The organism is Halorubrum sp. SD612, from assembly GCF_002135005.1.
On the sequence record NZ_NEWI01000062.1, the window covers coordinates 1 to 16776 of the forward strand.

Annotated in this window: 20 protein-coding genes, 1 tRNA gene and 1 pseudogene; 9 read left to right on the plus strand and 13 right to left on the minus strand. The window is 71.0% G+C overall.

The window, feature by feature from the left end; all coding sequences use genetic code 11:
• The 4 genes from B9G38_RS08705 to B9G38_RS08720 all read left to right on the plus strand — a co-directional run.
• The coding region (locus B9G38_RS08705; RefSeq protein WP_086220126.1) for an acyltransferase at nt 1-734 on the plus strand (734 nt) is incomplete at its 5' end.
• 113 nt (nt 735-847) lie between these two features.
• Nucleotides 848-1441 carry a DJ-1/PfpI family protein gene (locus B9G38_RS08710; protein WP_086220127.1) on the plus strand — a complete coding sequence of 198 codons (594 nt, stop codon included), beginning with the start codon at nt 848-850 and terminating at the stop codon, nt 1439-1441.
• A gap of 15 nt (nt 1442-1456) precedes the next feature.
• Nucleotides 1457-2275 carry a hypothetical protein gene (locus B9G38_RS08715; RefSeq protein WP_086220128.1) on the plus strand — a complete coding sequence of 273 codons (819 nt, stop codon included), beginning with the start codon at nt 1457-1459 and terminating at the stop codon, nt 2273-2275.
• Nucleotides 2276-2367: 92 nt separating this feature from the next.
• On the plus strand, nt 2368-2781 hold the full coding sequence (locus tag B9G38_RS08720) for a DoxX family protein (protein WP_049930511.1): 414 nt from the start codon (nt 2368-2370) through the stop codon (nt 2779-2781).
• Between the two features lie 18 nt (nt 2782-2799).
• On the opposite strand, the gene B9G38_RS08725 is transcribed toward B9G38_RS08720, so the two are convergent.
• The 5 genes from B9G38_RS08725 to B9G38_RS08745 all read right to left on the minus strand — a co-directional run bounded on the left by B9G38_RS08725 (nt 2800) and on the right by B9G38_RS08745 (nt 6818).
• Nucleotides 2800-3876 carry a CNNM domain-containing protein gene (locus B9G38_RS08725; RefSeq protein ID WP_086216938.1) on the minus strand — a complete coding sequence of 359 codons (1077 nt, stop codon included), beginning with the start codon at nt 3874-3876 and terminating at the stop codon, nt 2800-2802.
• Nucleotides 3877-3930: 54 nt separating this feature from the next.
• Nucleotides 3931-5253, minus strand: a complete 1323-nt coding sequence (hisS, locus tag B9G38_RS08730) for a histidine--tRNA ligase (RefSeq protein ID WP_086220129.1) — start codon at nt 5251-5253, stop codon at nt 3931-3933.
• A gap of 103 nt (nt 5254-5356) precedes the next feature.
• Complete coding sequence (locus B9G38_RS08735) at nt 5357-5812, minus strand: DUF892 family protein (protein ID WP_049930507.1); 456 nt, start codon at nt 5810-5812, stop codon at nt 5357-5359.
• A 58-nt stretch (nt 5813-5870) separates the two neighbouring features.
• Nucleotides 5871-6464 carry an alpha hydrolase gene (locus B9G38_RS08740; RefSeq protein WP_086220130.1) on the minus strand — a complete coding sequence of 198 codons (594 nt, stop codon included), beginning with the start codon at nt 6462-6464 and terminating at the stop codon, nt 5871-5873.
• Nucleotides 6465-6818 (minus strand): DNA-binding protein, encoded by a 354-nt coding sequence (locus B9G38_RS08745; protein WP_049930504.1) that lies wholly within the window; start codon nt 6816-6818, stop codon nt 6465-6467. It lies immediately after the preceding gene.
• 141 nt (nt 6819-6959) lie between these two features.
• On the opposite strand from B9G38_RS08745, the gene B9G38_RS08750 reads away from it, so the two are divergent.
• Nucleotides 6960-8105, plus strand: a complete 1146-nt coding sequence (locus B9G38_RS08750; protein WP_086220131.1) for a 60S ribosomal export protein NMD3 — start codon at nt 6960-6962, stop codon at nt 8103-8105.
• Nucleotides 8106-8231: 126 nt separating this feature from the next.
• On the opposite strand, the gene B9G38_RS08755 is transcribed toward B9G38_RS08750, so the two are convergent.
• Complete coding sequence (locus B9G38_RS08755; RefSeq protein WP_017344020.1) at nt 8232-8423, minus strand: UPF0175 family protein; 192 nt, start codon at nt 8421-8423, stop codon at nt 8232-8234.
• 106 nt (nt 8424-8529) lie between these two features.
• On the opposite strand from B9G38_RS08755, the gene B9G38_RS18045 reads away from it, so the two are divergent.
• On the plus strand, nt 8530-8676 hold the full coding sequence (locus tag B9G38_RS18045) for a hypothetical protein (protein ID WP_158093826.1): 147 nt from the start codon (nt 8530-8532) through the stop codon (nt 8674-8676).
• A 24-nt stretch (nt 8677-8700) separates the two neighbouring features.
• Here B9G38_RS18045 and B9G38_RS08760 read toward each other — a convergent pair whose 3' ends face one another.
• Entirely contained in the window at nt 8701-10599 is a 1899-nt protein-coding gene (locus B9G38_RS08760; RefSeq protein WP_086220132.1) for a helicase C-terminal domain-containing protein, read from the minus strand.
• A gap of 92 nt (nt 10600-10691) precedes the next feature.
• On the opposite strand from B9G38_RS08760, the gene B9G38_RS08765 reads away from it, so the two are divergent.
• Nucleotides 10692-10922 (plus strand): hypothetical protein, encoded by a 231-nt coding sequence (locus B9G38_RS08765; protein ID WP_086220133.1) that lies wholly within the window; start codon nt 10692-10694, stop codon nt 10920-10922.
• Between the two features lie 21 nt (nt 10923-10943).
• On the opposite strand, the gene B9G38_RS08770 is transcribed toward B9G38_RS08765, so the two are convergent.
• From B9G38_RS08770 to B9G38_RS08780, 3 genes are all read right to left on the minus strand, one after another.
• Entirely contained in the window at nt 10944-11408 is a 465-nt protein-coding gene (locus B9G38_RS08770; protein WP_086215672.1) for a DUF302 domain-containing protein, read from the minus strand.
• Nucleotides 11409-11576: 168 nt separating this feature from the next.
• Nucleotides 11577-11651, minus strand: a tRNA-Glu gene (locus tag B9G38_RS08775).
• Nucleotides 11652-11757: 106 nt separating this feature from the next.
• On the minus strand, nt 11758-12831 hold the full coding sequence (locus tag B9G38_RS08780) for a M28 family peptidase (protein WP_086220134.1): 1074 nt from the start codon (nt 12829-12831) through the stop codon (nt 11758-11760).
• Between the two features lie 130 nt (nt 12832-12961).
• Here B9G38_RS08780 and B9G38_RS08785 point away from each other — a divergent pair, with 130 nt between their 5' ends.
• A complete protein-coding gene (locus B9G38_RS08785; protein WP_086220135.1) occupies nt 12962-13993 on the plus strand; it encodes a zinc-dependent metalloprotease in 1032 nt (343 codons plus the stop codon).
• Nucleotides 13994-14023: 30 nt separating this feature from the next.
• Here the strand turns inward: B9G38_RS08785 and B9G38_RS08790 are convergent, their stop codons facing one another.
• Complete coding sequence (locus B9G38_RS08790; RefSeq protein WP_049930493.1) at nt 14024-14437, minus strand: SHOCT domain-containing protein; 414 nt, start codon at nt 14435-14437, stop codon at nt 14024-14026.
• A gap of 103 nt (nt 14438-14540) precedes the next feature.
• Here B9G38_RS08790 and B9G38_RS08795 point away from each other — a divergent pair, with 103 nt between their 5' ends.
• A complete protein-coding gene (locus B9G38_RS08795) occupies nt 14541-15206 on the plus strand; it encodes a non-canonical purine NTP pyrophosphatase (protein WP_086220136.1) in 666 nt (221 codons plus the stop codon).
• A gap of 24 nt (nt 15207-15230) precedes the next feature.
• Here B9G38_RS08795 and B9G38_RS08800 read toward each other — a convergent pair whose 3' ends face one another.
• Together B9G38_RS08800 and B9G38_RS17785 are read right to left on the minus strand one after the other, a co-directional pair.
• The gene (locus B9G38_RS08800) at nt 15231-16571 is read right to left on the minus strand and encodes an aminotransferase class III-fold pyridoxal phosphate-dependent enzyme (protein ID WP_086220137.1); all 1341 of its coding nucleotides are present in this window, start codon (nt 16569-16571) and stop codon (nt 15231-15233) included.
• A gap of 101 nt (nt 16572-16672) precedes the next feature.
• Nucleotides 16673-16776, minus strand: a pseudogene (locus B9G38_RS17785) (IS1595 family transposase); the annotation flags it as partial.

Here is a 16776-nt window from a genome sequence, read left to right on the forward strand (position 1 = left end):
TGTCGCGCGCCGAGCGCGTGCGCCTCCAGGGGTACGACCCGTGTAACGCGACGCTGGAGTCGGAGTACTACGCCGAGAAGGACGAGGAGCGCTTCCAGCGCTCGAAGCACCTCCAGTGGCTCTGGCGCCAGTTCGACGCCACACCGATGGCCGACAACGTCGAGTTCGCGCTCCGGTTCCGGCAGATGCTCGGCAACCACCTCTTCGCCGAGTGCGGCGACGACTGTCGCTTCTTCAAGGGGATCTCCGTCACCTACGGCCACAACATCGAGGTGGGCGACAACGTCGTGATCCACGACGACGTCCACCTCGACGACCGCGGGAAGCTGACGATCGGCGACCGCGCCTCCATCTCCGACGGCGTCCACCTCTACAGCCACGACCACGACATCGTCGACCAGACCGAGGTCCGGAACTTCCACACGATCGTCGAGGACGACGCCCGCGTCACCTACGACGCGATGGTCCGGGCCGGCTGCCGCGTCGGCGAGAACAGCGTCGTGGGCGCGCGATCCGTGGTCCAAGGCGACGTGCCCGCCCATCACGTGGTCGTCGGATCGCCCGCCCGCAGTGTCCGCGTGAAGCCGGGGTGGGAGGAGGCCGCCGAGGAGATCGAGGACGGCCGGCTCCCCGACAACCAGGACGACCGCGAGATCGAGTACGACCTCCCGGACGACCTCGAGCAGTTCGACGAGTTTCAGCGGGACCTCCAGCCGCCGAGCCCGCCGCGCTGAGGGCGCCGTGCGGCCGACGCGTCGGTGATCGAAAGCGGCTTGTTCGTGGTATGATATCTCACGCCAGTATCGTTATTTGCCAGCAGCGCGTACGCAGAGGTGGTGTCGCACACATGACAGGACAACGGATACTGATGATCGTCGGCGACTTCGGGGAGGACTACGAGATAATGGTGCCGTACCAGGCGCTCCAGGCGGTCGGCCACGAGGTCCACGCCGTCTGTCCGGGCAGGGAGGGCGGCGAGACGGTCAAGACCGCGATCCACGACTTCCGCGGCGACCAGACGTACCTGGAGGAGCGCGGGCACGACTTCGAGCTCACGCACGGCTTCGACGAGGTCGACCCGGCCGACTACGACGCCTTAGTCGTTCCCGGCGGGCGCGCCCCCGAGTACCTCCGCGGCTACGACGAGGTGCTCGACGCGGTGCGGCACTTCTTCGAGGCGGACAAGCCCGTCGCGTCGATCTGTCACGGCCCGCAGATCCTCGCTGCGGCGGGCGTCCTCGACGGCTACGAGATCACGGCGTACCCCGCCGTCAGGCCGGAGGTCGAGGCCGCCGGCTGCTCGTGGGTCGACGGCGTGACGACCGACGGGAACCTCGTCACCGGCCAAGCGTGGCCCGATCACCCCGAGTGGATCGCGCAGTTCCTCGACCTGCTCGGGACCGAGATCGACCACGAGGCGACCGCGGCGACGGCGGACTGAGCCCGCGCTTTTTCGATGCCGGACCCTCGCGCCCTCGCGGTCAACGTCGCCGCCAACACGAACGAACCCGGGTTCCGGGGGCCCGTCTACCCCGACGGCTCCTTCGCGTACGTCCCGATCCCCGAGTCGGCGGCGACGCTGCCGCGCGGGCGCGCCCCGGTCGACGAGCCGGTCCCGACCTACGGCGACCTCGACCTCCCGTTCGCCGTCCCGGAGGCCCTGCGCGAGGTGCCCGTCCACGCCGACCCCGAGTTCCCGGGCGTTCACGGCCGCGAGCGCGCGACGTACGGCGACCCGCACGGGGTGAAGGCCGGGCGGATCGCGACCCTCGAACCCGGCGACCGGCTCCTGTTCTACGCGACGCTGTCGCTGCGGCCGCGCGACTGGGCCGGACCGGGCGACGAGCGCCCCGGCGACGCGGGCGCGGACGACCGCGGCGGCGCGTGGCTCCGAGAGCACGGCGTCGCCGTCGACGACGACCTCGCCCCCGACTGGGGCGCGTACCTCTTCGCCGAGAGCCGGATCGAGCGCGTACTCTCGCCGGCCGAGGGCGACGGTGTCGTCGACCGCGCCGCCGCCGCCGCCGCGGCGCCGACCAACGCGCACCTGAAGCGGGACCCGTTCGACGCCCGCGTCGTCGCGGTCGGCGACCCGGACGCGTCCGGCCGCTTCGACCGGGTCGTTCCGCTGAGTGCGCCCGACGCAGGGGTGGAGGCGAACCCGATCGTCACCGACCTGTCGAGCGACTCCGGGAAGGGGCCCTGGTGGCGCCGCCCGATGGGCTTCGACGAGGCGGCGACCGCGGAGCTGCTGGCGCAGATCGACCGGGCGTGAGGGGCGACCGACGCGGCGCGAGGGGGCGGCGCGACGGGACGCCGCGTCCGCCGCCACCGCGATTTATGAGGCGCGGCCGCGTTGTGTGCGGTATGAGCGACGACGAAACACCAGACGCGAGCGACGAGGCTACCGGCCGCGGCGCGCCGTCGCGGCTCGGGCGCGTCCTCCTAGGCGCCGGCCTCGCCGCGCAGGCCTCGGAGGACTTCCGCGACATGGACGACACGATCGAGTACGCCGAGTCGGCGGGCGTTCCGATGCCGGACGTGGCCGCGCCGTTCGCCTCCGGCATGATGATCGTCGCCGGCGTCGGCATCGCGCTCTGGCGGCTCCCGCGGGTCGCGACCGGCGCGGCGGTCGCGTTCCTGACCGTCGTCACCGCGACGATGCACGACTTCTGGAACGCCGACGAGGACGACAAGGGCGGCGAGCGGCTCGCCTTCTTCGGCAACCTCGCGATGCTCGGCGGGGCGTTGGTGTTCCTGCGCGAGGCGTACAAGGACTGACCGGAGTCGTGTCGCGCGCTACAGTTCGCCGGCGTCCAGCGGGTCCTCCAGCTGGCCCATCACCGCCTCCATGGCGTCGGTCGCGGTGAGCAGGCCGACGACCTCGCCGTCAGCGACGACCAGGGCGAGCTCCTGCGACTCCGCCTGGAACCGGTCGTAGGCGTCGCTGACGCTCGCGTCGGGGGAGACCGTCAGCGGGGGGGCCGCGACGTCCGCGAACGTCAGGTCGCCGTCGCGGAGCGCGTCGAAGCGGCTCACGATCGAGGGGGCGTACACGATCCCCTCGAAGTCGCCCCGGTCCTCGCCCACGAGCGGGAAGCGCGTGTGCGGGGTGTCCCGGATCCGGTCGAGGTTCTCGTCGACCGACGCCGTCGTGGTCAGCGAGATGATCTCGTCGGGCCGCGTCATCACGTCCGCGACGGTGACCCGATCCACGTCGAGCGCGTTGAGAATCTCCTCGCGCCGTTCCTTCGGTAGCTCGATGTCTTCCATCATCGAGCCGAGGCGGGTGCGGAGCTGCGCGCGCGTCTCCAGCACCTCCCCTTCGGCCTCGGTCCACGACCCGGTCATCTCGACGCCGAAGAGCCCCAGCGTCGCCTTCGCGACCCAGTCGCCGAACTTGATCAGCGGCGAGATGCTCCAGGCGAACCAGTACAGCGGCCGAGCGCCGTAGTTCGCGACCTGCTTCGAGCGCTCGACGCCGAGATACGTCGGCGTCTGCTCGCCGTGAGTCAGGTGGACCATGTTGATGAGGAAAAAACCCAACAGCGAGCCCGCGCCGGCCGACGCGAGCGCGGTGTTCTCGAATATCGGCGCGAAGATCGCCGCAAGCCCCGGCTCGGCGACGATACCGAGCGCGATGCTCGTGCCGGAGATCCACACCTGACAGGTGGTGAGGTAGAACTCCAGGTCGTCCGTCATCTCCCAGGCGCGCCGCAGTCCGGGGGTGTCCATCTCCGACTCCGGGTACTGCCGGAGGCGCGTCAGGCCGAACTCGACCGCCACGAAGTACGCGTTGATCAGGATGAGGAGGACGCCCGCGGCCACGCGGAGCGCGACCTCGGTCGGGGGCATCGTCGTCGCGAGCGGGATCATCGTCTCCCGTTCCCCGTGCGACCCTGAAAAGGGTTCAGGCCGCGACCGACGCGCCTACTCGTAGTCCTCGTACGTCGGGAGCCCCTCCTCGGGCGGGAACTCCTCGACAGGCACCGTCGTCTCGTCGCCGCTTTCCATGTCCTTCACCGTGTACTCGCCGTTCTCTAAGTCGCGCTCGCCGACGACCACGACCGTCTCGGCGTTGATCGAGTCGGCGTAGCCGAGCTGCGCGCCGAACGAGCGGTCGGAGACGTCCTGTTCGACGACCACGTCGTCGCCGAGCGCGCGGAGGTCGCTCGCGAGCGCGGCCGCCTCGCCCCGCGTGTCGCCCACGCCGAGCACGTAGTAGTCGGTCGAGAGCTCCTCGTCCGGCCAGACCCCGGCGCGCTGGCAGAGCAGCTTGAGAGTGGCGTGGCCGGGGGCGACCCCGACCGCGGGGGTGGGCTGGCCGCCGAAGCTCTCGATGAGGTCGTCGTAGCGCCCGCCGCCGAAGACGGAGCGGGACACCTCGCCGGTGGAGTCGAAGCACTCGAAGACGACCCCGGTGTAGTAGTCGAGCCCGCGGGCGGTCGTCAGGGACACGTCGCAGAACTCGCCCGCACCGAAGTCGGCGGCGGCGGCGAGGACGTTCCGGAGGTTCTCGACCGCGGCCTCGACCGACTCGTCGCCCGCCTCGGCGACCGCGTCGAGGTCGTCGACGGTCTCCACCCCCGCGATGAGGTCGTCGAAGTCGCGCGCGGTGTCGCGGGCGAGGCCCGCGTCGGAGAGCAGTCCGACGTACTCGGCGTCGTCGACCTTCGCGCGCTTGTCGACCGCGCGGATCGCGGCGGCGGTGTCGACCGCGTCGGGGTCGGCGGCGAGCGACCGGACGAGGCCGCCGAGGATGTCGCGGTGCGAGACGCGGAACTCGAAGTCGTCGCCGGAGAGCCCGAGGTCGGTCAGGGCGTCGGCGGCGACCGCGAGCACCTCGGCGTCGGCCTCGGGCGCCGACGAGCCGAACACGTCGATGTTCGTCTGGTAGAACTCGCGGAAGCGGCCCTGCTGGACCTGCTCGTAGCGCCAGAACGGGCGGGTGGAGACCCACTTGATCGGCTTCGACAGCTCCTGGCCCTTCGCGACGACCATCCGGGCGACGGTCGGGGTGAGCTCCGGGGTCATGGAGACGCCGCGGCCGCCCTTGTCGTCGAACGCGTACAGCTCCTCGACGATCTCCTCGCCGGACTTGTCCACGTACATCTCCGTCCGCTCTAGCGCGGGCGTCGCGATCTCGCGGAAGCCGTGGCGGGCCGCCGCGTCCTCGATCGCGTCGGTCACCTCGCGGCGGGCGGACTGCTCGCCGGGGTAGAAGTCGCGGAAGCCTTTGAGGCCGTCGTACATGGACGCCGGTTCGGCGAGCGCCCGCTTGAAAGCATCCCTTCGGGGCGGGACAGCCGGGATCGGCGCGCGGTCGCGGCCGAGGGGCGGCGGCTCCGCGGGCCGTCTACTCGCGCTGGTACTCCTTCTGGAATCCGCGGAACTCGGTCCGGTGGGCCTCCTCGTCCGAGAGCAGCGTCACGGCGAGGTCCTCGGTCACCGGGTCGTCCGCCGCCTCCGCGGCGTCGATCAGGTCGCGGTACGTCGCGATCGCGTCCTCCTCGGCGTCGAGCACGCCGTTGATGACGGCCAACACGTCCGTCGAGTCCTCGGGCGGCTGGAGCGACTCCTGCCCGGCGGTGAACTCGGCGGAGCCGGGCGGCCGCGCGTCGAGCTGTTTGAGCCGCTGCCCGAGCTGTTCGGCGTGGCCGAGCTCCTCCTGGACGTCCTGTTTGAGGCTCTCTTTGATCTCCTCGGCCCGGACGCCGTCGAGGACGATCGCGTTCGTCTGGTAGTTCATCACGGTCTCGATCTCGTCGGCGTACGCCGTCTTGAGCAGGTCGACGACTCGGTCGGATGACATGCCCGACGCTACGACCGCGGGGTCGAAAGGAGTTCCGGCGCTTCCGGGTCTGCGGGAGTCAGTCGGTCCGGCCGTGGACGTACGTCTGGTCGTGGTCCGGGAACACCTCTCCCACCGTGCCCTCGCCGTACTCGTCGGCGATGAGCGTCCGGAGCTCGTCCTCGTAGTCGGCCTTGGGGACCTCCTCGCTGGGTCCCTGCTGGACATCGAAGGTCGCCTCGACGAGCTGGTCAACGGCGTGGCGGCCGAACCCGGAGAGCGGGGAGATGTAGTCGATCCCGTTTCGGTCCTCGAGGCTCTGCGCCTGCGCCCGCGACACCGTGGGGACGCGGTCGTCGCGGCGGGTGCCGTCCGCGATGGCGTCGACGTCGAGCGCGGCGATGGTCTCGAGGGCGTGCTCGTGGACGCGCTGGATCCCGTTCCGGGGGTAGCCGTCCGCGACCATCGTCTCGGCGGCGCGCTCGGCCACTTCGTGGTCGAGGTCGGCCCGCTCGAACGGGAACCCGAGTTCGCCGGCCGCCCGCTCGGCGTGCTCCCAGTCGTCCGTGAGCCCGAAGCTCCCGGTGACACAGCGGACATCGTAGAACCGGTCGAGCAGGTGGGCGGCCAGCGAGGAGTCTTTCCCCCCGCTGTACAGCAGCGCGAGCTCCATCTACCGGCGGCGGATGTCGAAGCTCTTCTGTTCGGGCTGGAGCTCTTTGAGCAGGTCGCGCATCTGGTCCTCGTCGATCTGTCCCTGAATGCGTCCGCTCTGCGCCAGCGCGGCGACCTGTTTCTTCACCTTCTCGCCGAACTGCGGCTTCGACATCTCGACCGCGTTGAGGCGCTGGCGGGCTCCGTCGGTGAGGTACTGTTTCAGCACCGCCTCCTGCTGGGCCTCGGCGCGCTCTTGGGCCTGCTGTTGGGCCTCCGCGGCGTCGCCCTCGCCGCCCTGTCGCTCGCGAAGCTCCTCCATCTTCTGTTCGCGCAGTTCTTCGAGCCGCTCGTCGTCTGGGTTACCGCTCATACGCACCCGTTCTCGGTCCGTGCGAAAAACCATTTCGGAGGTCGCGACCCGCGCGGAACGGCCGGAGCCGCCCGCAGAACCGTCGACGCCGACGGGGACGGTCCGCGTCGTTTAAACGGGCCCTCGGCGTAGCCGCGGGTAATGAGCGAGTCGCGGGAGTTCTGTCCGCGCTGCGGCGACCCGGTCCCCGAGCGGCGCGACCCCCTTCCGGGCGAGCCGCGCGGGCGAGACGCGCTGCTCTGCGACGACTGCTACTTCGAGGACTTCGACCTGGTCGACGCCCCCGACCGGATCGAGGTGTTGGTGTGTTCCGGCTGCGGCGCCGTCAGGCGCGGCGAGTCGTGGCGCGACGTCGGCGCGCGCGACTACACCGACGTCGCCGTCGACGAGGTCGCGGAGGCGCTCGGCGTCCACGTCGACGCCGAGGAGGTCGAGTGGGGCGTCGAGCCCGAGCAGGTCGACGAGAACACGGTCCGGATGCACTGCCGCTTCTCGGGCGTCGTCCGCGGGACCCTCCGCTCCGCGGAGGTGACGGTCCCCGTGAAGATATCGCGGGGGACCTGCGACCGCTGCGGGCGCATCGCCGGCGGCTACTACGCCGGGATCGTTCAGGTCCGCGCGGACGAGCGCGACCTCACCCCGGCGGAGCGCGCCGAGGCGCTCGACATCGCGGAGTCGTACGTCGCCGACCAGGAGGCCGACGGCGACCGCGAGGCGTTCATCACCGAGGTGAACGAGACGGACGACGGGCCGGACATCAAGCTCTCCTCGAACCGGCTCGCGCAGAACGTGGCGACGCGGATCACCGAGTCGCTCGGCGGGAGCTTCGAGTCGTATCCGACGCTCGTCACCGAGGACGGCGACGGCAACGAGGTGTACCGGGTCACGTTCGCGGTGCGGCTCCCGAAGTACGCGGAGGGCGAGATCGTCGACCCCGAGGACGGCGACGGGCCGGTCCTCGTCACGGGCGTCTCGGGCCGTCTCCAGGGGATCCGGCTCGCGAGCGGCGCGGAGTACACGTCCGCGTTCGCGGACGCGGAGGCCCCCGACGCGACCCGGCTCGGGACCCGCGCGGACGCGACGGAGACCACCGTGGTGACCGTCGAAGACGAGAACGCGATCCAGGTGCTCGACCCCGTCACCTACGAGGCGAAGACCGTCCCGAACCCGGCGTTCGTCGACGGCGACGCCGACGTGGTCCTCGCGTTCGAACACGGCGGTGAGGTCTACCTCGTGCCCGACGACGAGGCGGAACGGACCGCGGAGTCGGCTCGGAGCGGCAACTGAGGGATCGCTGCGAGCCGGACCGAACGCGCTACGAGGACGGCTGGAGGGCCGTAGAACTGATCGTTCGTGAGACGGCGTCGCGAAAACTGTCGACGCGTCGGCATCCCCGACCGCGGGGGACACCGCTCAGTCGGCGCGGGCGGGCTGCTCGCGGCCGAGCGCGGCGGCGCGCTCGGACTCCGTTACCTCGATGCCGCGGCGTTCGAGTTGCTCGATGAATTCGGCCTCGCTGAGCCCTGCCTGTGCGGCCGCCTGCGACAGCGTCAGGGTTCGCGCACCGTACAGCGTCAGCGCACTTGACAGCCCGTTCGTGGCCATACATCCAGTAGTCGCGTGAGGGATTATGAAGGTTACTACTTCATTCAGGCCCCTGATACACCTTATACGATATATATTGGCGAACGATCGGCTCGGAGGTGGTAATATGACGCACGCGCCGTCGTCGCTCGCCCGCAGGAGTTATACGCCTCTGCGGTCGAACGCCGATATGGACAGACAACAGCTCATGGCGTTGTTCTTCGCGTTTCTCATGGTGAGCTCCATGGTCGCGTACGGCGTCTCGCTGCTGTGACGGCCGCGTCTGGATAGCGCCTCGTCAGCCGTCGCCCCACACGTCCGACAGCGGGTGGTTCTGCCGTCGCTCCGCGTCCCGCTCGGAGCGGGTCCGGACCGACTCATCGTCGGTCGTTCCGCTGTCGGCGGTCGCGTCCCCGTCGCCGACCGAGGAATCGCCGTCGGCAGGCGACGAGCGATCCGACCCCCTCGACCCACCCGCCCGGCGGCGCCGCCGCCGTCCGCTCCGCGCACCGTTCGCTGCCGACGCGTCGATACCCGCCAGCGCCGCGTCGGGGTCGAACGCCGGGAGCGACGGGGTCGTCATCGCGTCGACCTGATCGCGGAACCACGAGGGCGTGTCGGCCGCGGCGCGGTCGAAGAGGTCGAGCAGCGAGTCGTCGGCGAGGTACGTCGCGCCGTAGTCGTCCGGGGCGCGGACGACTCGCCCGCACGCTTGGATGACCGTGCGCAGCGCCGTCCGGTGGTACCACGCCCACTGCCCGTCCGCCAGCCGGCGGGCGACCCGCGAGTCGTTCGTGTTCCGGTACGGCGCCTTACACACCACCTGCCAGCGACAGAGGTCGCCCTTCAGGTCCAGCGCCTCCTCCATCTTCACCGAGACGAACACCTCCGGGTCCGCGCTCGCCTTCCACGCCTCCAGTTCGGCGTCGCGGTTCTGCCTGTCGTGCCGCCTGACCCGCGCGGCGACGCCGAACTCGCCGAGCCGCTCGGTGATCCGCTCGGCGATGTCGTACGAGTGCGCGTGGATCAGCCCCTTCTCGTCGGGGTGTTCCGCCATCAGCCGGACGATGAGCCGGGCGATCTTCGGCACCGTCTCGTCGCGGTTCTCGTACGTCATCGACCCCTGCGTCACGTCGTACAGCGGGCGGTTCGCGAGCGGGAACGTGTGCTCGACGTCAACGAGGGCGACGTCGGCGGGGTCGAGCCCGACGCCGCGGCAGAACGCCTCCTTCGAGAGGATGGTCGCCGACAGCAGCGCGAACCGGTTCCCCCGGTCCCAGACGGTGTGCCGGAGGTACCGGGCGGGGTCGAGCGGTTTGATATCGAGGGCCGACCCCTCGCCGCCCGGCTGGTCGACGACCCACGAGGTCGGGGACTCGATGTCGCGATAGTCCTCGAGGAACCAGCCCAGTTCGCTTATGAGCTCCTGGAGCCGGTCGCGCCGGGCGACCTCCTCGCGGTCGAGCTCGGGGCGGCCGACCAGCTCGTCTTTCGCCCGGATCGCCACGTCGCGGAGCGTCTCGACGAACCGCGCGGTCCGGTCGACCGCGTCCTCCTCGGGGCCGGCGTCGGCCGCGACGTCCGGGACGCCGACGTCGTCCCACACCGGGACGCGGTCGGGCGATATCTCGATCGTCGCGTACATCTCGGCCCACTCGGCGAGCCCGTGCGCCTCGTCTATCACGACGGCGTCGCGCTTCCGGAACACCTCGGAGCCGGCGGTGCGCATGAAGTACGCTAACGTCTGTGCCGCGAAGCGGTTGCCGGACGCGATGGCCCGGTCGGAGAAGTACGGGCAGCGGTGCCGGATCGAGCAGTCGAACCCCTGCTGGCGCGCGCAGGGCGCGCGGTTCACGGGCGTGTCGTGCTCGCCCGGGAGCACGCAGTCGTAGTTCGACTTCCCGCGGATCACCGCGAGGTCGTCGAGGAGGTCGTCGGCCTCCACGTCGTCGATCTGCGACACCTGCGGGGTGGTGTAGTAGGCGCCGGTCGCCTCGCTGGGGGCCGCCTCGCCGGCGGTCTCGGCCGCGCCCATGATCGCGCGGGCGAGCAGCGACTTGCCGCTGCCCGTCGGCGCGCGCACTAACACGACGCGGTTACCGGCGGCGAACGCGTCGCGGATGTCGGCGAGGGCCTGCTCCTGCGCGCCGCGGAAGCTCGGGGCGGGGAACTCGGCGGGGATCCGGCTCGGGTCCACACGACGCCCTCGCGCGCTGGCGGAATTAAACCCTCGCTTGGGCCGCGGGGGCGACACCTATTGGTAGTCCGGGGCAAAAGGACGAAGCGACGATGAGCGACGACGGAATCCTCGGGTCGCTGTCCGCCGTGGGCCTGCTGAGCCTCTGCTGTATCGGGTTCGGCGGGCTGGCCGGCGGGGCGGCAGTGGTCGGCGGCGCCGCCTCGACGAGCGCGTTCGCGACCGGGGCGACCAGCGCGCGCGGCGCGCTGATCTCCGGCGCCGTCACGTTCGGGACGGTCCTCGTCGCCGCCGCGGTGATCCGGTGGCGGCTGAACCGGTGAGCGCGGCCGAGCCGTCCGAGGCTACTCCCGGCCGTGCCGCTCGATGTTCTCCCAGACGACGGCCATCAGCTCGCCGGTCTTCGCCACGAGGTCCTCGACCGCGCCCTCGTCGGCCCCGGCCGCCGACGCGCAGCCGAGGTCGCGGATCGCCTTCGTGGCGGACACGTGGTGGACGTGGACGCGGTCGTCGCCGGCGCGTTCGTACACGACCGTGGTACAGGGGAGCATACCGGCGAGCGTCGGGTCGATCCGCAGCGCGTCGGACGCGATCTCGGGGTGACAGACGACGATCAGCGCGGTCCGCTCGGCGTCGTCGTGGCCGAGCATCCCCTCGATCATCTCGTCGAGCCGCGTGACGCGCACGGTCTCGAAGTCGGCGAGTTCGTGTTCGAGCTGGACGAACGGCACCGCGTCCTCGAAGGGGAGGTCGACGGTCGTGTGGAGCGCCTCGTCGGCGGTGGGGGCGGGGCGTGCGGCGTCGCTCATACGCCGTGGCTCGCGCGCCGCCAGCTAAAACCCGGACGCCGTCTCAACACCTGCCGCTACCTCGAACGGTGGCCGATCGGTCCGGCGGAGGCGGAGCGATGCGTCGACTGACGGCGGGCGGTCGAGTACGGCCGGTACTGATCGGGTTCGGTCGCATCGAGAGAGAAATGCTCCGGCTGGGATTTGAACCCAGGTCATCACCGTGAGAGGGTGATATGATTGGCCGGACTACACCACCAGAGCACGTCTTTCGTCGCAATTGACGGTAGGAAAGACGATTGTAAAACAGTTCCGTTTCGACGCCGCCGTGCCCCGGTTTGTCGTGCCGAGCGGACCGACGGCGGCCGGTTCAGACGTCGACGGCGAACGGATTCGTCGCCCCCTCGCGGTCGCCCGCGGCCGCGGCGAGCGCCGCGAGGAGGTCGGCGACGCCGTCGAGGTCGGCGGTGTCGATCACCTCTACCGGCGTGTGCATGTAGCGGTTCGGGATCGAGACGTTGAGCGCGGGGGTCCCGCCGCGCACCGTGTAGAACGCGTCAGCGTCGGTCCCGGTTCGGGTGCCGGCCGCCTGAAGCTGGACGTCGACGCCGGCGTCGGCGGCCGCGTCGCGCGCGAGGTCGACGAGGACCGGGTGGTTCGCGCTCCCGCGGCCGATCACCGGGCCGGCGCCGAGTTCGACCGGCCCGCGTCGCTCGCGGTCGACGTCCGGGTTGTCGGTCGCGTGGGTGACGTCGACCGCGACGAACGCGTCGACGTCGTCGAGGTCGACGCCGACCATTCGCGCACCTTGGAGCCCGACCTCCTCCTGAACGGTGGAGACCGCGTACACCGTCGCGTCGACGTCCGCCTCGGCGGCGCGCCGGAGCCCCTCCGCGGCCGCCCACGCGCCGGCCCGGTTGTCGACCCTCCGGGCGGCGATCCGGTCGCCGACGAGGTCGCGGAGCCCGGTCGAGAACGTGACCGGGTCGCCCACCTCGACGCGGTCGCGCGCCGCGTCGGCGTCGGCGGCGCCGATGTCGACGAACTGCCCGGCGATATCCTCGTACTCCTCGTCGCCGTCACGGAGGTGGATCGCGGTCTGGCCGATCACGCCCTGAACGGGTTCGTCGGCGTGGACCGTGACGTGCTGGCCCTTCGAGACCGTGCGGTCGGCGCCGCCGATCCGCCCGATCCGGAGGAAGCCGTCGTCGAGCACGTCCCGGACGATGAACCCGATCTCGTCGGCGTGGCCGGTGACGGCGACCGTCGGCGCGTCCGGGTCGCCCTCGTGGACCGCGACGGCGTTGCCGTACGAGTCGGTGTCGACCCGGTCCGCAAACGCGCAGACGTAGTCGGTCCAGACGCGCTGGGCGGCCGTCTCGAAGCCCGAGGGGCTCGGCGTCGCGAGGAGGTCGTCGAGGAACGCGCGGCGCGTGTCGTCCATGCTCGGTGGCTGTGGGGCGGCCGGCAAGAAAACGTCGGTGTCGGCGTTCGGCGCCGGGACCGCCGGCGAGTCAGCCGGGGCGCGGATCGGTCGACACAAGCGCTTTGAGTCGCCCGCACGTCCGGTCCGTATGGACATCCTCCGAAGCGTCCGGGCCGTCGCCGAGGCCGAGGGACCGGGCGTCGTCGACTGGGATCGGGCCGCGTCGGCCGCGAAGGAGGCCACGGACCCCGGATCGATCGCGATCTCCGACGCGGAGCGCGCGGGGTACGCCGCCGACGTTCGCGACGCCCGCTCGCGGCTCACCGAGGTCGCCGGGATCGAGTTCAACGTGCCCGACACCGTCGAGGTACAGAACCGCCACCACTGGATCGACGCGAGCGTCGGCACGTTCCGGCGCGTGATGGACCCGATCGAGGCGGCCGCGGCGGACCCCGGCGGACCCGACGGGACGTTCGACGCGACACCCGCGAAGCGCGGCCCCGCGTTCGCGCAGGACGTCAGCCGAGTCGCCAACACGGGGTCGATGGCGTTCGCCTTGGGCTTCCTCTCGCGGAACGTCCTCGGCCAGTACGACCCCCTCCTCCTCGCCGACGAGCCGGACGCCGACCACGGCCTCTACTTCGTTCACCCGAACATCGTCGCGGTCGCGAGCGCGCTCGACGTGGACTACCCCCGCTTCCGGCGGTGGATCGCGTTCCACGAGGTGACCCACGCCGCCGAGTTCGGCGCGGCCCCGTGGCTCCCGGAGTACCTCGAGTCGCGCGTCGAGCGCGGCGTCGAGGGGATGGTCGGCGGCGAAGGGGGCGTGAGTCGCGGGCTCGACCCCGACGCGTTCGCGGAGCTCCAGGCCGCGATGACGGCGGTCGAGGGGTACGCCGAGGTCCTGATGGACCGCGCGTTCGACGGCGAGTACGCGGACCTCCGGGCGAAGCTGGACGAGCGTCGAGGCGGGGGCGGCCCGGTGCGGCGGCTCGCCCAGCGCCTGCTGGGACTGGGCCTCAAGCGGCGGCAGTACGAGCGCGGGGCCGCGTTCTTCCGGCACGTCGCCGACGAGCGCGGGATCGAGGCCGCGGGCGCGGTGTGGGAGCGCGCCGAGAACCTCCCGACCGGTGACGAGCTGGACGACCCGGACGCGTGGATCGCCCGCGTCGACCCCTGAGCGGGAGTTGCCGCGTCGGGCCGGCCGGCGTCACTCCAGTTCGTACTCGCGTGCTCTGTTCTCGCCGGACCGGTCGGATAACCCGGCGGACGTTCGCTCGAACCGCTCGTCGAGGTCTTCGGTCGCGAGCAGCCGGTCGAGCCGCCGCTCGAACTCCGCCTCGTCGATCTCGCCGTTCGCGTAGCGTTCCCGCAGCGCCGCCACCGGCCGTTCGGCGGAAGGAGACGCCGATCCTGCGTCGGCATCGTCCGCGGCGACGAGCGGGAAGTCCTCGCCGAGCACCACCACCAGCGGGATCAGGATGAAGAAGCCGGTGATGAAAATCGCCGGTCCGAGCGGCGCCACCGGGCTCGGGAGGAGGACGGCGGACAGCGACGTGAGCCCGAACGAGAGGATCGCGATGAGACCGATCAGCCGCTTCTTCTCGAACGTGGGGAGGGCCATGCGCGACTGCTGTCGCCGAGGCGACAAAAACGTACTGCCGGAGTCGGTCGATTCCCTGCGGGCGACCGACGGCTATTCCTCGCGGGCGCACCCACGTGGATCCGTGCTCAGGTACGTGACGACGAACCCGGGGAAGGTCCGCGAGGCGGAGCGGTACCTCCCGGACGGCTCGGTGGAGCGACTCGACTTCGACTACACGGAGGTCCAGGCCGACGACCTCGGCCCGATCGCGGCCCAGGGGGCCCGGGAGGCGTACCGCCACGCCGACGCCCCGGTCCTCGTCGACGACGCGGGGCTGTTCGTCGAGGGGCTCGACGGGTTCCCGGGCCCGTACTCCTCGTACGTTGAGGAGACGCTCGGGATCGAGCGCGTCCACGAGGTCGCGAGCGAACTCGACGACCGCCGCGCTGCCTTCCGGTGTACGCTCGGCTACTGCGACGGCGAGGGGTTCGCCGCGAGCCCCGACCCCGTCGACCAAGGCGACCGCGACGCGGCCGCGGCGGCGGGACCGGACGCGGCGGGCGAGGGCGAGAGCGACGGCGAGGGCGGCGCGGCCGGAGCCGGCGCGGAGCCGCTCCCGGTCAAGCTGTTCGAGGGGTACGTCCCGGGCCGGATCGTCGCGCCGCGGGGCGACGGCGGCTTCGGCTACGACCCGATCTTCGAACACGACGGCGAGACGTTCGCGGAGATGGACACCGACCGGAAGAACGCGGTGTCGCACCGCGGGCGAGCCTTAGAGAAGTTCGCGGAGTGGTACGCGGACCGCTGAGGCTCGGTTTCTCTCCCCGGCGGCTCAGGCCGTGTCCGCGATCGCGTCGGTGAGGAGGTCGCAGCCGAGGTCGATCTCGCGTTCGGTGACGTCGAGCGGCGGGAGGATCCGGAGGACCTTGTGGCCGCACGCGAGCGTGAGGAGCCCGCGCTCGAACGCGTTCTCCACGACCGCGTCTCGGCGCTCCTTCGTGTCGAACTCGACAGCGAGCAGCAGTCCCTTCCCGCGGACGTCCGCGACGGGGTCGAGGTCGGCGTCGCGCAGCGTCTCCTTGAACTGCCGACCGCGGACGACGGCGTTGTCCATGAGGTCCGCCTCCTCGATGGCGTCGAGCGTGAGCGCGCCCTGCGCGGAGGCGATCAGGTCGCCGGCGCCCCACGTCGAAGAGAGGCGGCCGCTCTCCTCGGGGAACACGTCGCTCCGGGAGACGGTCGCGCCCACGCGGAGCCCCTTGGCGCTCGTGATCACGTCGGGGTCGTACGCGTAGTGGTCCGAGCCCCACATCTCGCCGGTGCGGCCGACCCCGGACTGGATCTCGTCGGCGATGACCGTGATGTCGTGCTCGTCGGCGAGCGCCGCGATCTCGTCGGTGAACGCGTCCGAGGGGAAGCGGTAGCCGCCCTCGCCCTGGATCGGTTCGAGGATGAGGTAGGCCACGTCGTCCGGGTGGACGTTCCCGCGCTCCGGGTCGAGCTTCCGGCGGAGCCGGGAGACGCCGTCGGCGAAGAAGCCGCACGAGCAGGTCTCGGGCGAGCAGGTCCGGTCGTCGCAGTACGGCACGTCCATCACGCCGCTGACCTCGGGGAAGTCGCGGCGGTACACGGACTTCGAGCGGTTGAGCGAGAGCGCGCCGAGCGTCCGCCCGTGGAACGCCCCGTCGAAGGTGATGGCGTACTTCGCGCCGTCCGAGGCGTCGTACGCGATCTTGATGGCGTTCTCGACCGCCTCGGCGCCGGAGTTCGAGAGGAAGACGGTGTCCATGTCGTAGTGGCTCGTCAGGTCCGTCAGGCGGTCCATGAGCCCGGAAGCCCCGGGGATCCCGTCGCCGGGTGAGGGGCCGCCCGCCGCGTAGAAGTCCTGCCCGGCGATCTTCAGCGGGTCGACAAGGTCGAACTCCGCGAGCCGGTCCATGATCAGCGGGTTGTTGTACCCGAGCGGCGCGGCGGCGACGTGGCTGGTGAAGTCCATGAGGACGTTGCCGTCGACGTCGGTACAGAACGGGCCTTCGGCGGGGGCGGTGCGGTCCCAGACGAACTCGTAGACGTAGGTGCTCGGCGCGGCCGACTCGTGGTGGTAATCGACCCACTCGCGAGCGCGCTCGCCCGGCAGGTCGGCGACGGCAGGCGTGGCGGTGTCGCGATCCATGCCTCCCGGTGGCACGCGGACGAAATAAATTCGTGGCGAACGCGCGAACGTTGGAGAAATCTCTAACTCTTGTTCGCCCGCTCTTCGGTAGACTGGCGGAACTAGCGGAATACATTGACAGCGATACAGTCCACGAGACTGTGGATCGGTGCCCCAGTAAGGTTCAGTGACCGGAGGAAGCCGTAGGTCCGAGCGGCCTGCTCCA

What these genes read in the sequence shown, in the direction of transcription:
- B9G38_RS08740 (WP_086220130.1), bottom strand. Translation starts at nt 6,464, where the DNA reads ATGGAGCTCGCGCTGCTGTACAGCGGGGGGAAAGACTCCTCGCTGGCC.
- B9G38_RS08780 (WP_086220134.1), bottom strand. Translation starts at nt 12,831, where the DNA reads ATGGACGACACGCGCCGCGCGTTCCTCGACGACCTCCTCGCGACGCCG.
- B9G38_RS08800 (WP_086220137.1), bottom strand. Translation starts at nt 16,571, where the DNA reads ATGGATCGCGACACCGCCACGCCTGCCGTCGCCGACCTGCCGGGCGAG.
- B9G38_RS08720 (WP_049930511.1), top strand. Translation starts at nt 2,368, where the DNA reads ATGAGCGACGACGAAACACCAGACGCGAGCGACGAGGCTACCGGCCGC.
- B9G38_RS08755 (WP_017344020.1), bottom strand. Translation starts at nt 8,423, where the DNA reads ATGGCCACGAACGGGCTGTCAAGTGCGCTGACGCTGTACGGTGCGCGA.
- B9G38_RS18045 (WP_158093826.1), top strand. Translation starts at nt 8,530, where the DNA reads ATGACGCACGCGCCGTCGTCGCTCGCCCGCAGGAGTTATACGCCTCTG.
- B9G38_RS08770 (WP_086215672.1), bottom strand. Translation starts at nt 11,408, where the DNA reads ATGAGCGACGCCGCACGCCCCGCCCCCACCGCCGACGAGGCGCTCCAC.
- B9G38_RS08725 (WP_086216938.1), bottom strand. Translation starts at nt 3,876, where the DNA reads ATGATCCCGCTCGCGACGACGATGCCCCCGACCGAGGTCGCGCTCCGC.
- B9G38_RS08745 (WP_049930504.1), bottom strand. Translation starts at nt 6,818, where the DNA reads ATGAGCGGTAACCCAGACGACGAGCGGCTCGAAGAACTGCGCGAACAG.
- B9G38_RS08765 (WP_086220133.1), top strand. Translation starts at nt 10,692, where the DNA reads ATGAGCGACGACGGAATCCTCGGGTCGCTGTCCGCCGTGGGCCTGCTG.
- hisS (WP_086220129.1), bottom strand. Translation starts at nt 5,253, where the DNA reads ATGTACGACGGCCTCAAAGGCTTCCGCGACTTCTACCCCGGCGAGCAG.
- B9G38_RS08790 (WP_049930493.1), bottom strand. Translation starts at nt 14,437, where the DNA reads ATGGCCCTCCCCACGTTCGAGAAGAAGCGGCTGATCGGTCTCATCGCG.
- B9G38_RS08715 (WP_086220128.1), top strand. Translation starts at nt 1,457, where the DNA reads ATGCCGGACCCTCGCGCCCTCGCGGTCAACGTCGCCGCCAACACGAAC.
- B9G38_RS08750 (WP_086220131.1), top strand. Translation starts at nt 6,960, where the DNA reads ATGAGCGAGTCGCGGGAGTTCTGTCCGCGCTGCGGCGACCCGGTCCCC.
- B9G38_RS08785 (WP_086220135.1), top strand. Translation starts at nt 12,962, where the DNA reads ATGGACATCCTCCGAAGCGTCCGGGCCGTCGCCGAGGCCGAGGGACCG.
- B9G38_RS08710 (WP_086220127.1), top strand. Translation starts at nt 848, where the DNA reads ATGACAGGACAACGGATACTGATGATCGTCGGCGACTTCGGGGAGGAC.
- B9G38_RS08735 (WP_049930507.1), bottom strand. Translation starts at nt 5,812, where the DNA reads ATGTCATCCGACCGAGTCGTCGACCTGCTCAAGACGGCGTACGCCGAC.